This is a genomic window from Streptomyces sp. LS-MS-L19 (assembly GCF_058382285.1).
The window spans coordinates 4,041,281-4,054,582 of sequence record NZ_JBYCLL010000001.1 but is presented as its reverse complement, the minus strand read 5'-3'; the positions used below and the strand labels follow the sequence as shown (position 1 = coordinate 4,054,582).

Annotated in this window: 18 protein-coding genes and 1 tRNA gene; 17 read left to right on the top strand and 2 right to left on the bottom strand. The window is 71.9% G+C overall.

Annotated features, from left to right (window positions below; translation table 11 throughout):
* Window positions 1–6 precede the first annotated feature (6 nt).
* From AC2XR2_RS17880 to AC2XR2_RS17815, 14 genes are all read left to right on the top strand, one after another.
* Complete coding sequence (locus tag AC2XR2_RS17880; protein WP_491515577.1) at window positions 7–1,326, top strand: hypothetical protein; 1,320 nt, start codon at window positions 7–9, stop codon at window positions 1,324–1,326.
* A 32-nt stretch (window positions 1,327–1,358) separates the two neighbouring features.
* On the top strand, window positions 1,359–2,366 hold the full coding sequence (locus AC2XR2_RS17875; protein WP_491515576.1) for a hypothetical protein: 1,008 nt from the start codon (window positions 1,359–1,361) through the stop codon (window positions 2,364–2,366).
* Window positions 2,367–2,371: 5 nt separating this feature from the next.
* On the top strand, window positions 2,372–2,812 hold the full coding sequence (locus tag AC2XR2_RS17870) for a hypothetical protein (protein WP_491515575.1): 441 nt from the start codon (window positions 2,372–2,374) through the stop codon (window positions 2,810–2,812).
* A gap of 65 nt (window positions 2,813–2,877) precedes the next feature.
* Window positions 2,878–3,600: a glycine-rich domain-containing protein gene (locus tag AC2XR2_RS17865; protein ID WP_491515574.1), complete on the top strand. Its 723-nt coding sequence runs from the start codon at window positions 2,878–2,880 to the stop codon at window positions 3,598–3,600.
* Window positions 3,601–3,856: 256 nt separating this feature from the next.
* A complete protein-coding gene (locus AC2XR2_RS17860) occupies window positions 3,857–4,651 on the top strand; it encodes a hypothetical protein (protein ID WP_491515573.1) in 795 nt (264 codons plus the stop codon).
* 10 nt (window positions 4,652–4,661) lie between these two features.
* A complete protein-coding gene (locus tag AC2XR2_RS17855) occupies window positions 4,662–5,021 on the top strand; it encodes a hypothetical protein (RefSeq protein ID WP_491515572.1) in 360 nt (119 codons plus the stop codon).
* A 125-nt stretch (window positions 5,022–5,146) separates the two neighbouring features.
* A complete protein-coding gene (locus AC2XR2_RS17850) occupies window positions 5,147–6,451 on the top strand; it encodes a hypothetical protein (protein ID WP_491515571.1) in 1,305 nt (434 codons plus the stop codon).
* An 11-nt stretch (window positions 6,452–6,462) separates the two neighbouring features.
* Window positions 6,463–6,759, top strand: a complete 297-nt coding sequence (locus tag AC2XR2_RS17845; protein ID WP_491515570.1) for a hypothetical protein — start codon at window positions 6,463–6,465, stop codon at window positions 6,757–6,759.
* Between the two features lies 1 nt (window position 6,760).
* Window positions 6,761–7,870: an N-acetylmuramoyl-L-alanine amidase gene (locus AC2XR2_RS17840; RefSeq protein ID WP_491515569.1), complete on the top strand. Its 1,110-nt coding sequence runs from the start codon at window positions 6,761–6,763 to the stop codon at window positions 7,868–7,870.
* 4 nt (window positions 7,871–7,874) lie between these two features.
* Window positions 7,875–8,138: a hypothetical protein gene (locus tag AC2XR2_RS17835; protein WP_491515568.1), complete on the top strand. Its 264-nt coding sequence runs from the start codon at window positions 7,875–7,877 to the stop codon at window positions 8,136–8,138.
* Window positions 8,139–8,144: 6 nt separating this feature from the next.
* On the top strand, window positions 8,145–8,435 hold the full coding sequence (locus tag AC2XR2_RS17830) for a hypothetical protein (RefSeq protein ID WP_491515567.1): 291 nt from the start codon (window positions 8,145–8,147) through the stop codon (window positions 8,433–8,435).
* 198 nt (window positions 8,436–8,633) lie between these two features.
* Window positions 8,634–8,707 (top strand) — tRNA-Leu (locus AC2XR2_RS17825).
* An 80-nt stretch (window positions 8,708–8,787) separates the two neighbouring features.
* Window positions 8,788–9,126 carry a hypothetical protein gene (locus AC2XR2_RS17820; RefSeq protein WP_491515566.1) on the top strand — a complete coding sequence of 113 codons (339 nt, stop codon included), beginning with the start codon at window positions 8,788–8,790 and terminating at the stop codon, window positions 9,124–9,126.
* Window positions 9,123–9,563 carry a hypothetical protein gene (locus AC2XR2_RS17815; protein WP_491515565.1) on the top strand — a complete coding sequence of 147 codons (441 nt, stop codon included), beginning with the start codon at window positions 9,123–9,125 and terminating at the stop codon, window positions 9,561–9,563. Before AC2XR2_RS17820 ends, AC2XR2_RS17815 begins: the two co-directional genes overlap by 4 nt.
* A 404-nt stretch (window positions 9,564–9,967) precedes the next feature.
* On the opposite strand, the gene AC2XR2_RS17810 is transcribed toward AC2XR2_RS17815, so the two are convergent.
* Entirely contained in the window at window positions 9,968–10,147 is a 180-nt protein-coding gene (locus AC2XR2_RS17810; protein WP_491515564.1) for a hypothetical protein, read from the bottom strand.
* Window positions 10,148–10,190: 43 nt separating this feature from the next.
* Window positions 10,191–11,582: an NsdA family TPR-like regulatory protein gene (locus AC2XR2_RS17805; protein ID WP_491515563.1), complete on the bottom strand. Its 1,392-nt coding sequence runs from the start codon at window positions 11,580–11,582 to the stop codon at window positions 10,191–10,193.
* Between the two features lie 133 nt (window positions 11,583–11,715).
* Between AC2XR2_RS17805 and AC2XR2_RS17800 the strand changes: the two genes are divergently transcribed.
* The 3 genes from AC2XR2_RS17800 (at window position 11,716) to AC2XR2_RS17790 (ending at window position 13,245) form a co-directional block, all read left to right on the top strand.
* Window positions 11,716–12,174 (top strand): ATP-binding protein, encoded by a 459-nt coding sequence (locus AC2XR2_RS17800; protein ID WP_491515562.1) that lies wholly within the window; start codon window positions 11,716–11,718, stop codon window positions 12,172–12,174.
* A complete protein-coding gene (locus AC2XR2_RS17795) occupies window positions 12,171–12,749 on the top strand; it encodes a hypothetical protein (protein ID WP_491515561.1) in 579 nt (192 codons plus the stop codon). Before AC2XR2_RS17800 ends, AC2XR2_RS17795 begins: the two co-directional genes overlap by 4 nt.
* Window positions 12,750–13,110: 361 nt before the next feature.
* Window positions 13,111–13,245 (top strand): hypothetical protein, encoded by a 135-nt coding sequence (locus AC2XR2_RS17790; RefSeq protein WP_491515560.1) that lies wholly within the window; start codon window positions 13,111–13,113, stop codon window positions 13,243–13,245.
* The last annotated feature ends 57 nt before the right edge of the window (window positions 13,246–13,302 follow it).

The window sequence follows — 13,302 nt, the reverse complement described above, 5'->3', positions numbered from 1 at the left end:
GGGCTGATGACGGCCGAGTGGTACATGGAGTACGGCGGCGTCGAGATCGTGAACCATACGAGGCTCGACCAGTACCTACAGACGGTGGGCTCGCCGCTGGATTCCGGCGGCGGCTGCGGATGCCCCACCTTCACCCACGAGGTGCTGGACCAACTGCCCTACACGACGCCGGACGACGCGAACAACCCGGCACCCTGGTACGACCCGGACGTCCCGGAGTCCACCGAGTTCGCCGGCGTCATGGTGCTGGACGTCGCCGGCCTGGACGACTACCCGGTCCAGCGCACCGTCACCGGAGGGATCGCCGGCGGCGGCGCCATCGGCCCCTCCCGGGCGCTGCCGCGCACCATCACCGTGACGGCCATCCTGCTCGGGTCCACCTGCTGCGGGGTGGAGTACGGCCTCCAGTTCCTCGGCCAGGCCCTCCAGGGCTGTGCGGGCGGGGACTGCGACGGGGACTGTCTGGTCGTGTACGCCTGCTGTCCTGGGGAGGGCCTGACGCCGGACCAGTTCAACGAGCGGCACCGGCGCACGCTGCGCCGTGTCGCCCTCGTGGAGGGACCTCGAGTAACGGCCCGGGCCGGGACGGGCTGCTCGTCCGGGACGTGCCAGTCCGGCGCGGACATCCTCACCGTGGAGTGGGTGATGACGGCCGCGGTGCCGTGGCTGTGGACGGACCCCCTGCCCGTCATGGAGGTCACCCCGCCCATGGACCTGGACGGGGACTGTGTGGAGTGGTGCCTTCACCCGGCTGGGGACGCAGGCTGCCCGGGCGGCTGCAAGTTCGCCGCCTGCGTGGACCCCACCGCGGCCTGCGCGGACACCCGTTGCCTGCCGGAGGCCCCGCCCCTGCCGGGCGCGCCGCTGTCCACCTGCTTCTGCCTGCCGCTGGCGACGGAACGGGCCTGCTACCCCATGGACCTGACCAGCAGGCCGAACTGGTCCACGGACCTGCCCGTCATCACCGTGCGGTCCGGATCCTCGGAGCTGCGCAACCTCACCATCGCCATCTACGAGAGCGGCGAGGCAGGCATGACGTGCGAGGAGGTCGCGGACTTCAAGCGGTGCACGCCCCTCAACTACTTCCACGTGGCCTACGTTCCGGCCGGGGGCGCGGTCACCCTGGACGGCCAGACCGGCCGGTCCACCGTGGAGTGCGGCGGCACCTGCGAGTCCAGCCCGGACGTGTACGGCCTGGACGGCATGCCGGTGACGTTCAAACCGCTGGAGTGCTCCACCTACTGCATCTGCCTGGAGACCGACATCGAGCACCCGCCTGCACTGGACGCGCTGGTCACCCTCAACGTCTCAGGCAGGGGGCGGTAATGGCGGTCGCCGGCTGCGGTACGCACCAGGCCATGGTGCTGGACAGGAGCGGCGCCACGGTGGCCGTCGCCAACGTGCTCACGTCCGTGGAATGGACCCGCGTCCTGGACGGGGTGTCGACGGCCCAGGCCACCATCAACCCGGACGGGGACTGCTGCGGTCGCCTGGGCCGCATCTCGACGTGGCGGTCAAGGCTGGTCATCTTCCGTGACGGCCAGTACGTGTGGGACGGGCCGATCACCGGGATCACCTGGTCCCTGGGCCAGGTGGAGATCCGGGCCCAGGACGTCCTGGCCTGGCTCGGGGACCGCGTGCCCCACGAGACCAAGACCTTCACCAACACGGACCTGTCCGAGATCGCCGAATGGCTGATCGAGGACGGCTACCGGCCGGATGACCCCGGGCACACCGTGGAGGTGGTGGGCCAAGCCGGGGTGACCGGCTCCCGCTCCTACAGCGCCGGTATCGGCCAGACCCTGGACCACCTGGCCCAGTTGGCGGAGGCCGGGATCGACTACACGGCCATTGGCTCCAAGATCCTGCTGCTCCCGGAGACGCACCTGGTGCCGGTGGGCCGGCTGTCGGACACCGACCTGCCGGACGGCCTGGAGGTGAGCGAGGACGGCACCGGCCTGGCCACGCGGTGGATCGTCGCGGGCAGCGAGGACAGCGGCGTCATCGGCACGGCCGGCGGCATCGATCCCTACTACGGGCTGCATGAGCGGTACGTGGAACAGACCGAGATCACCGACCAGACATCGGCGGACCAGGCAGCCGCGGCCAGGCAGCGTGCATCCGGCATCGTGCCGGTGGTCATCGACACCCAGCAGGTCACCATCAGCCCGGAGGCCGCTGTCAACGTGCCTTCCCTGGTGCCCGGCTGGTGCCTTGACGTCACCTCCGCGTCCACCTGCCGCACGGTGCGCCAGCGGCTGAAGATCACCGGCCTGCGCGTGTCCGAGACCGGCGGGGACGACAACAACCCCGGCTCGGAGAGCGTGCAGGTGCAGGTAGCGGCGAGCGGAGCGGAGACCCCCTGATGGCCATGCGAACCAGTCCCTCCCGCAGCCTGCCCGGTAACGCGCTGGGCGGGGTGCTGCGCCACCTGGACGCCCGGGCACGGATCGCCGGCCGCACCCGCACCACGGGCCTGAGGTTCGAGCAGGATCCCCGCCCGGCGGAGGCGCCACCCGTGCGCGTGGCTGTACGGCCCGCTGCCGCCGTTCTGACCACCGGTGAGGACGGGCGGGCCCGTTGGGAGTTCCCGGCCCCGTACGGGGCTGTGCCTGCCGTGTCGGCGGTCGCCGTGGACCCGGCGCCCGAGGACGAGGACCGCACGGTGCTCGTCGCCGTGGAGGAGGTCACCGCCTGGTGCCTGGTCCTGCGGGCGTGGCGCACAAGGGGCCGCCGCGGTGCCGGGGTTGCGGAGCCGGCAGGGGCCGGGGTGCAGGTGCACGTGACCGCCCAGGACGTCGGGCCGGCCTAGGTACCCTGCTGGTCAGTCGCTGGTTTAGGGCCGGACACGCACTGCTCGGCAGAGGTGGGTTCGGCATGGCCGCGGTTTGCGTGGACGACCAGTATTTCGAGGTGGGCGACGACGGGCGCCTGACGCTCATCCCAGGCCAGCAGGGCCTGCGGCAGATCCTGTACTTCAAGGTCCCGGGCAGCTACACCTTCAAAAAGGCCGATTACCCCTGGCTGGCCCGGGTGCGCGTGCGGGTGCAAGCCGGGGGCGGGGGTGCAGCCGGTGCCCGGGCCAACGCCAACCAGCTGGTGGCGCAGCCGGGCGGCTCCGGCGGCGGGTACTCGGAGAAGCTGATCGAGGCGTCCGCGCTCGGCGCCTCGGAGTCCATCGTGGTCGGGGCGGGCGGGGACGCGGGCACGCCCACCGTGGACGGCGGCGACGGCGGCGGCTCCTCCTTCGGCGGTCTGTGCACCGCCCTGGGCGGCAACGGCGGCCAGGCGGTCATGAGTTCCGGCACGGCCCCCGTGTGCTTCTCCGGGACGTCCGGGCCCCTCGCGGCCGTGGGGGACTGGTCGATGGGCGGCGGCCCGGGCGGCGGCGCCCTGCGCCTGGACGGCGGCCAGGGGCAGAGCGGGGAGGGCGGGGACGCCCACCTCGGTCACCGCGGCTGGCAGCGCTCCTCCACCGGCGGCGGCGGCGCCGGCCGAGGCTTCGGCGCGGGCGCCGCCGGTGCCTTCGCGAGGGACGGGGACAGCGTGAACGGCACCGCCGGAAGCGACGGGATCGTCATCGTGGAGCTGTACGGCTGACCCGTGTCCGGGACGCGGCGGACACCCATGTCCGGGACAGTGTCCGGGCAGGTCAGGGCGTGTCCGCTGCTTGTGTCCCGGACATTTGCCGGACGGGGGCGGACGGTGTCCGCGGACATGTCCGGAGGGCGTCCGGAGAGGCGTCGATAGACTCGACAGTGCGCCGCTGGTTTAGGTCCGGGCCACGATCACAACCCCCAAGGACGGTGGGACAGTGGCGAGGTGCGGATGCGCCGGTGGCGCGTGCAACTGCACGGTGCAGGCCGGGACCAACGTGGCCGTCAGCGGTTCGGGGTCGGCGGCCAACCCCTACGTCATCAGTGCCGAGGTCCCGTGCTCGGACGTTCGGGCCTGCCTGTCCGCCGGGCCCGGCATCAGCCTGAACCAGGGCACCGGGGAGATCTCCGCGCACCTGTCCGGCCAGGCCGGGAACAACGTCAGCATCGGCCCGGACGGCGGCCTGCTCGTGCCCACGGCCGGCGGCCAGGTGGTCCCCGGGTGCGGCCTCACCGGCAACGGGTCAGCCTCCGCGCCGATCAGGGCCAACACCCAGGCATGGCCGTACGCGTGCTCGGTGGACACCTTCGGCGGTGGTGTGTACTGCGACAGCCAGGGGCGCCTGCGCTCGGAGCCGCGCGGCAGGGTGCAGTTCACGAACTACTCCGACAGCCGCAGCTACAACGACGTGCCCGTGCCGGCCGCGCAGAACACCGTGCTGGACACCTTCTCGGTGACCATCACGAACCCGGACACCTGCCGCCCCGCGCAGGTCTTCACGGAGCGCGAGATCGACGTGTGGATGGTGCTTCCGGCCGGTGCAGGCGGGGGCACCGGGCAGCCCAACGACGAGATGTTCTACATGCGCAACAGCGGCACCAGCACCATCACGGGGGTGCACGCCCAGGGCACCAAGTTCGTGCCCGAGAGTTTCACGCTCGCCCCCGGAGGGTCCGCGCCGATCACGCTCAGCGCGACCGCAGGCCGGGGCAGCGGCGGCGCCTACTACTACTCGATCGTCTTCAACCTGCGGGCCCTGATCATCAGTTTGTGAGGAGCGCACCATGTTGGACCTGCCCGACCTGCCCGACCTGCCCGACCTGCCCGGCCTTCCCGATCTGCCCCTGCCTGCGCCCCAGGAGACGCTGTACGTGCAGTTCGCCGACGGTGTCCTGGGCCGGATCGTCGCCGGCGGCGACCTGGCGCCAGCACTGCCGGAGGGCGCGAAGATCCTCACCCAGGAGGCCTACGAGGAACTACGGGCCGTCATGCAGCAGGCGCATGAGGCGCGCCTGGCGCAGCTGGAGGCAGTGGAGGCAGCGACCCGGCTCCAGGGGTACAAGGACCTGCTGGGCGTGGGCCTGCCGGAGCCCTCCGCCCGGGCGTTGTCCGGCTACACCGGCCCAGCGCTTCCCGACGCGTGAGGGAGTGCCGAACGGGTGGCCGGTTAGACTCCTAATCAGCCGTTGGTTTAGGGCCGGGCGAGGCTTCCACTCTGGGAGTGATCTCCTTGTCCGACTGCGGTTGCAGCCAGCGGTGCGCCTGCACCGTGACCGCCGGGCCCGGCGTCACGGTCAACGGCAGCGGCTCCCCCTCGAACCCGTACATCATCAGCTCCAGCGGGGCAGGCTCCCCGACGGTCGTCCAGGCCGGGGACACCCCGACCGTGGACACCACGGTGAGCGGCACCGGCGCCACGGGCGATCCGTACGTGGTCAGCGCGGCCGTCATCCTGGACCCCACCCCGCCGGGCGGCGGAACGAACCTGTTGCACGCGGGCCCTGACGGCCTGTTCGTGGAGTGCAGCGACGTGCGCGGGTGTCTGTCGGCCGGCGACGGCATCGACTACGACCCGGCCACCGGCGAGATCGCCGCCCGTCTCTCGGCGGACGCGGGCAACACCACGATCTTCGGCACGGACGGCGGGATCTACACCCCAGCGGCGGGGCCTGCCTCGCCCACCGTCGTCCAGGCCGGGGACACCCCGACCGTGGACACCACGGTGAGCGGCACCGGCACCACGGGCGATCCGTACGTGGTCAGCGCGGCCGTCATCCTGGACCCGGCACCGCCCGGTGGAGGAACGAACCTGGCCCACAGCGGCCCTGACGGCGTGTACGTCGAGTGCGCCGACGTCCGCTCCTGCCTGTCGGCGGGGGACGGCATCGCCTACGACCAGGCCACCGGCGAAATCGCCGCCCGCCCCTCGGCGGACGCGGGCAACGCGGTGACGTTCGGCGGGGACGGCGGTCTGTATGCCCCGGCTGCCGGTAGCGCGGCCGTGGTGACGGGGTGCGGTCTGACCGGCGACGGGTCAGCGGGTGACCCGCTGGTCGCGGCCACCGGCGCGTGGCCGTACGCGTGCGACATCGCCACGAACAGCACGGGCGTCTACTGCGAGCCGACCACGGGCGAGCTGCGGGGCGAGCCGGAGCTGTGGCAGGACTACTTCAACGCCTCCCAGAACGACGTCCTGGCGACGCCCCTCGCGGTCCCGGCCGCCGTAGGCCAGACCATCGACACCCTCGACATCACGGTGACCAACCCGGACCCGTGCCGTCCGGCGCTGGGGCTGCTGTTCCGTGAGGTGGACCTGGACCTGGACCTGCCGCCGAACAGCGGGGGCGCGACCGGCCTCGACAGCGACGAGATGTCCTATCTCGGCAACAAGGGCACGACGACGATCTTCAACACGCACGTGCAGGAAAACAAGATCAACGAGGTGCGGTTCGCGCCGGGCGAGACGCGGACGATCACCATGAACATCCAGGCAGGCCGCGGCTCCGGCGGAGCGACGATCAACCGAATCCAGGCCACCCTCCGCGTCTTCCTGTGGAGCCTCCGAGAGGCGTAAGGAGCCCCAGCATGCGAGAGACACAGACGTTCTACTACGAGGACGCCAGCGGCAACCTGCGCCAGCGGGAGACCAACGAAGAGGACCCGGCACACCCCGAGGGGTGGACGCAGATCACCGAGGCCGAGTACGGGACAAAGCTGGCCGCGATCCAGGACGCACGCGCCGCACAGCAGGCCCAGGTCGAGACGCAGGAGCAGGACGACGCTCACGCCGCGTACACCCAACTCAAGGCACTTCCCGGGTTCACCGAGGACGTGGCACGCCGCCTGTCCGGCTACACCGGCCCTGCGGACGAGGAGGTGTGACGTGGCAGAGCCCATGACCCCAGAGCAGTGGCGGGCGGCCCTCAAGGCGGAGGGCGTGCCGTTCACGGAGTTGGCGGGCTGGACCACCAGGGGCCGGGACGAGGCCACCGGCAAGGTCTTCGGTCCGGTCCACGGCGTCCTCAACCACCACACGGCCGGGCGGGACAGCCTGCGGGCCATCGCCTACGACGGCCAGAGCAGCGTCCTGCCGCCGCCCCTGGCCCATGCCTACCTGCCCAAGTCCGGCCGCCTGGTGCTCGTTGCCGACGGCCGCGCCAACCATGCAGGCCTGGCCGCGCTGAACTCCTTCAACGCGATCAAGGCAGAGACGGCCATCCCCGCGCCGTCCAAGGCCAGCGGCACCGTGGACGGCAATGACGCCCTGTACGGCATCGAGACCGAGAACCTCGGCGACCGGCGGGACACCTACACCCGCGCCCAGTACGACACATGGGTGCGGTTCAACGCCGCCATCTGCCGCCACCACCAGTGGGGTGCGGGCAGCGTCGCCGGCCACCTGGAGACCAGCGTGGAGGGCAAGGTCGACCCTCTCGGCCCGGTGGAGGGCTACGGCAAGCGCGGCCGTTTCGCGCTCACCATGAAGCAGCTGCGGGCGGACGTCGGGGAGCGCCTGGCGCACCCGGCGAGCTGGAGCCCGGAGCAGGCAAGCACCCCCCAGGAGGTCACCGTGACGGGACCGTCGTACGTCAACCTGGGCCTGGAGCACAGCTACCAGCTCGCGCCCGGCCTGTGGGACGAGGTCGGTTTCACCGAGGAGTGGAGCGACGAGCTCGGCCAGCACCCGGCCGCCGGCGACGTGTTCGTGGTGGGCCCGGCGCGGTTCACCGGCTCCCTGTCGTTGCGGTTCGAGGGCCTGGACGCGGGCGAGGTCGTGCAGGTCCGCATGAGCGAGTGGGAGGGCGCCACCCTCAAGACCCAGCACCCCATCCACGAGGTGATCGGCACCCCGGGCGGCACCTTCAGCGTGGTGCCCCTGGTCAAGCGGCTCGGCGCGGGCCGCTCCATGCGCGTCCGGCTGCTCAACCAGGGCGCCGGTCAGGTGGAGGTAGCCAGCGCGATCCTGACCGCGCTGGTGTGGAAGGAGTCCTGATCTCATGACCCTCAACGGTTTCCAGCTCCCGGACGGGGACGCCGTCCTGCGCACCGCCGAGACGTACGCGCGCGACCTGTTCGAGCGGGTCGTCACGTCTGCGGCCTACGGGTTCGCGGCGGCGTTCGTCCCGGCCCAGGCCACCCACGCCAGCATGTGGTACACCGCCCTCGGCGCGGGCCTCGGTGCTGGCCTGGCCCTGATCAAGGGCATGGTGGCCCGGGCATTCGGCGACCCCAACAGCGCCAGTCTGTCCAGGAAGGTATAGCCCGAGATGACGACGCCGGAGAGTTCGGCGACGGTGGCCGTGGAGCTGGAGAGGCTCCGCGGCACCGTGGCAACGGGGTTAGCTGAAGTCAAGGGTTCCCTGGCCGTCCTGCTGGAGCGATCCACGCGGACAGAGCAGGACCTGGCGCGGCTCCGGGAGGACACGGGCAAGGACATGGACGCGCTGAAGGCGGAGGTGGAGGCGCTGAAGGCGAGGCGCTGGCCGCTGGGCGTGCTCGGCGCGGTCGCCGGCGTCGTCGGCATGCTCACCGCGGTGGTTGGCCTGTTCGTTCGCTGACCGGTCCGGTGGCCCGAGACGGACGCCCGTTCCTGCTTGTGTCCGGCAGGAGCGGGCGTCTTTGCGTCACCTCTTGACCATTTCCCGCCTGCGTCGGCGGCGGGTGCGATCACTGGCACGTGCACACGGCATGATGGAGGTGAAGTGCGGCCCTCGGCAGGGGCAGTGACGGCCAGTCACATGTCCGCGCCGCTTGCGGCCCGGGTGGCGCAACTGGCAGACGCGTCCGCCTTAAAAGCGGTTGAGTGTGGGTTCGATTCCCACCCCGGGCACCGCCCAGTGCGCCCGTCCTCCACACCCGGAGGGCGGGCGTGTTTGTGCCATCATGTCCGGCCCGATGAGGTTGGAGGCGATGGTGGCGACCTTGCACCTGGAGCGCGCGCACTTTGAGCGCGTGACGGCGGCGGCCGGTGGCGGAGTGCTCGTGGAGCTGACGGAGGAGGGGGCGCGGCGCCTGGTCGACCGCGCTGCCCGCTACGCGGCGGCCCTCGAGGAAAGTACCGACCGGCGCGAGGCGTGGGTGCGGTCCCTGACCACGGAGGAACTGGTGGCGCTCGCCACGTCCCGGCTCGGCGGTCCGGAGCCGGACGTAGCGGCGGAGTCCGGTCGGCGTATGCGCGAGGCGCTGGCCAAGCTCCAGCCGACGCTGGCCGCGATGCGCTCCCTCGGCCTGGTCGGCGGCACCCGGTGAGCGTGCAGGAGTCGGTGGACCGCATCAACGCCATGCTGGCGGAGCTGCCGCGCGAGACCGCCGCCGCCCTGGTCCAGCAGTTCCACCAGGACGCGGCCCGCATGGCCGCGGAGGCCGAGCAGGCGCCGCCGCTCATGCGCGGCCCGGATTTCCCTTGGGGCCTGAGGGGCTTCAACGCCCAGACGGCCCGCTTCGCCTGCCGCCAGCCGGGGTGCACCATGGCGCACCTGGAGTGCATGGACGAGCTGCCCGGGCCGCTGACCCTGCCGGCGAACTTCACCCCGGCAGACGTGTCGGCCGCCATCTCCGCCCAGGCGAGCGAGCGCGAGAGGGCGAGGCAGGCCCGCCTAATGGCCGTCTTCCGTGAGCACTACCGCACCGAGCACCCCGAGGCACTGGAGGAGATCGATGGGACACCGGCCCCGGCCCAGCGTTGACCGCGCCCGCAACCAGATCGAGCGGGCCCAGCTTCCCGCGTGCCCGTGGTGCAAGCACCCGGTCCAGGCCCACGACGTCCAGGCGGGCCAACGTGTGTGCACCCGCGGCCAAGAGGAGCCGACCTGCCGGGACTGCCGCACCATCCGGGCCAGCCTGCCGGAGTCAACCCGGGGCCTGTGGGACCTTGCCCGCATCATGGCGAACCCGCCCAGCGCCCTCGCCGCGCCGCTCGCGTTCGGCCGGCCCGTGCGCCCTAAAGCGTCCCAGACGTAGGGCCGCCCGCAGGGCGTTGTCAGTGCCCGGCCGTACGGTGTTGGTGTCCAAGCTGCGTTGCCGCTCGGACGCATGTGAAGCGCCCCGCCCCGGCGTGGAAAACCGGGACGGGGCGCACCCATGTCCGGGGTCAGGCGGCGGTCGTCCAGCGGGTGCAGGGGCAGGCATCTGCCCAGCGCTCCAGCAGCACCGCCCACTGCTCGGAGCGTTCGCGGCTGGCCGGCTGGTCCATCAGGTTGCGGATGGCGGTGTTGAGGTGGTCCCGGGCAGGGCAGCACGGTGTGCCCGGAGGCCGGGGGGAGTTGGGCATGCTCCCAAGGTACGGGCGGGGTCTGACACCGCCCGTACCCTGATCACGTGTATGAGCGCTGCCAGGAGCGGGCGCGTTCATCCAGCTCGGCGGCGGCCTGGACGCCGCGCTTCTCGAACACCTTGAGGTGACGGCGGATGCCGCCGACTTCGCCCTTGGCCCGGTCGGAGCGGACGCCGGTGAACATGTCCAGGCTCTGGCTCCAGGTGGTGCACGCCTGTTCCAGGTGGCCCTGGGCGGCCTGCTCGCGGCCTTGGGCGGCGAGGGTGAGGGCGGTGATCCGCTGGTGTTCCCGGCCGCTGTCGCTGCGGCTGCGGGCGCTCACGGCGTAGTGGTGCTCGGCGTTGGCGTGGTCGCGTAGTTCCTTGAAGGTCTTGGCGGTGTGGCTGGCGACGGTTGCCCGGGGAGAGCCCCACAGGCTGGCCCAGAACGGAAGGGCCTGTTCCTCACCGCGCAGCACCATGTCCTGTGCCTGGCGGAGCTGGGCGACCGCCTCGGCGCCTCGGCCGGCGTGGGCCAGCGCGCGGGCCCGGGTGACGGCGAACAAGGACTCTGTGGCCGGGTCCACGCGGCGGTGGACGCGGGCCAGGGCGGCCTCCGCCAGGGCCAGGGTGGCCTGGGGCTGGCGGATGTCCATGCCGTTGTGGGCCATGATCCGCAGTATCCAGGCCCCATGCAGGGCGTCCCCGGCCTCCTCCGTCAGTGCGTAGCTCTGGAGGTAGTAGCGCTGGGCCAGGCCGTGCTCCCCGGCGTCGAATGCCTTCCAGCCGCACAGGTAGGACACGCACGCTGCCGCGCCCAGGGCCTCGCGGCGGTGCTCGTCGGTGGCGAACGTGGACCGGCACAGGTCGGCCACGTCGCTGCGCAGGTACTGGACGACGGCGCTGCGGCCGTGCTGGCCGCCGTGGCGCTCGTCAATGCGGGTGTACATCTCGACCACGTCCCGGACGGCTGCGATCTCCGCATCCCCTGCCCGGTCGTGGCCGGCCTTGGCCCGCCGCTCGTACTCGACGGCCTGGTCTATGCCCAGCGGCAGGGCAGCCGCTGCGACGCTGTAGGCCGCCCCTGTCAGGAACTTCCGCCGGTGAATGTCCGCCTCCCCGATCCGCCTGAGCACGTCCACTGGATCGGCGCCGAGCACCAGGCCCAGCTCCTCGACGGGCCGGTCCTGGTCGGGGTCGCACAATCCGAGTTCGCTGGGCCGCAACGTGCGGCCCAGCCTGCGCGAGAGCGCTTCGGCAATGTACGTCGCCGTGGACAGGTTGGGCCGTTGACCCTTGATCCAGTGCGCGACTGCGCTGCGGTTGGTGCGGAGTAATTCGCCGGCCTCGGCCGCCACGACGCGGACGGCCGCGGCGGCCTGTTCGTACGTCAGATCGGCCTGTTTCAGGGCCTGTTCCAGCGCGTCGTTGCGCACGCGCGAGTGATCCGTCATGTCGCCCACCCTCCCAAGCAGGGCGTTAAACACGGTAAACGCATCGGCGCTCACCGGTCCTAGTCCACCCAGCGTAGTTGGCGTTGTACTCGCCGTACGAGCAAACCGCGCGAAGCCGCTTGGGGGCGTCAGCATGGCGAGCACCACCACCAACGAGACCGAGACGGCGGGCCGGATCCGTCCGTCCTGGCGTCCGGTCGCCTCCACCACGGGAGATCCGGCCTACAGCGGCGTGCTCCAGCGGGACGACCAGGCCGCCACGGACGCTCGCGCCATGGTGCGCACGGTCCTCGCCGTCTGGAGCCTGGAGGCGCTTGCCGATGACGTCATGCTGGTGGCCACGGAGTTGGCGGCGAACGCTGCCCGGCACGCCACCGGGGAGGTCGTGAAGATCACGGTCACCCGGTGCGCTCGGTATCAGGTGCGCGTGGCGGTCACGGACGACAGCACGAAGGTGCCCCAGCTCCAGGTGGGGGATCCGCTGGCCGAGCACGGCCGGGGCCTGCGCCTGGTGGACGCCACCGCCAGGAACTGGGGGTACACCCGGTTTCACCGAGGCAAGCAGGTGTGGGCGGAGGTGGGGATGCCGTGACCACCGCCACCCTGATGACGCCGCCGTACCTGCCGAGTTCCGGGCCGCTGGGCATGGTCACCGTGGACGGCTCATGGAACGCCGTCACAGTGCCCGCGGCCTGGGGGCACCTGGTGCTGGACGTCCTGATGGAGCGCTCCGGGCCCGTCCTTGATGACCCGGCTGCGGACCACCTGATGTGGGTCATCCCGCCGGGCGGCGCGGACGGCTGGCCGGACGCCTCCCGTGCCGGCGTCCAGGTGCACCGGCAGGGGGAGAGCCTGCTGGTGTGCGGGGTGGAGGGCTACCGCTTCGGCATGAAGTGGCTGCGCCTGCCGACCGACACCCAGCGGGATACCGACCCGCACGTGCTGCGCCTGGGCCTGGAGTGGGTCATCGGCCCCCTCGCCGACGCGGAGCCCATACAGGTGTGCGTGTCCTGCGGTGCACCCACCAGGAACGGCCGCCTGCTCGCCCGGCACTTCGGCGACTCGGGCCCGGGCTGTGAGGTGCACGCCTGCCCCGTCTGCTGGCGGGAGATGGTCCGGGGTGGTCCCGGCCGCCATCTCCGTGTGGTGAAGAAAGGTCCGCTGTGACCCCCCGTATGCACGTGGTCTGGTGCGTTGCGACCTGCGTAGCGCTGCTGTCGGCGCTCATGCTGGCCGCCGCCACCTGACCACCCGAGCACCCGCCCGGGGCCGGTAGAGGCTGATTCCGGCTCCCCGGCCCGGACCCGCACCTTCCCGCGTGGTCCCCGGCCCTGGGCGGGGCAGCGTTCCGGCCGGCCCTCCGTGGGGGAGTGACGGCGGCCGGGACACCGGTCCCGGCCGCTGCCGACACATCGGCCGGGACCGCCACCCCTTGGACTCCGCTCCGGCTGGTCGCTCGTGGCGACCGGAGCGGGCACGGCCCGGCAGGCGACCGCCTCGCCGGGAAGCTGAACGGAAGGAATCCGACATGGTGTCGAAGGCTCAGGACGCGGCGAAGACCACCGAGCAGGTCGCGGACGGCGCGGAGGTGGAGACGCTGGTGGACACGGCCGCCGTCACCCGCTCCGAGGACGTCGAGCAGGAGGAGTGCTACACGTTCTGACCCCGGATCGGAGCGCGGGCGTCCGGCCACCTCGTGGGTGACCCGGGCGCCCGCCCC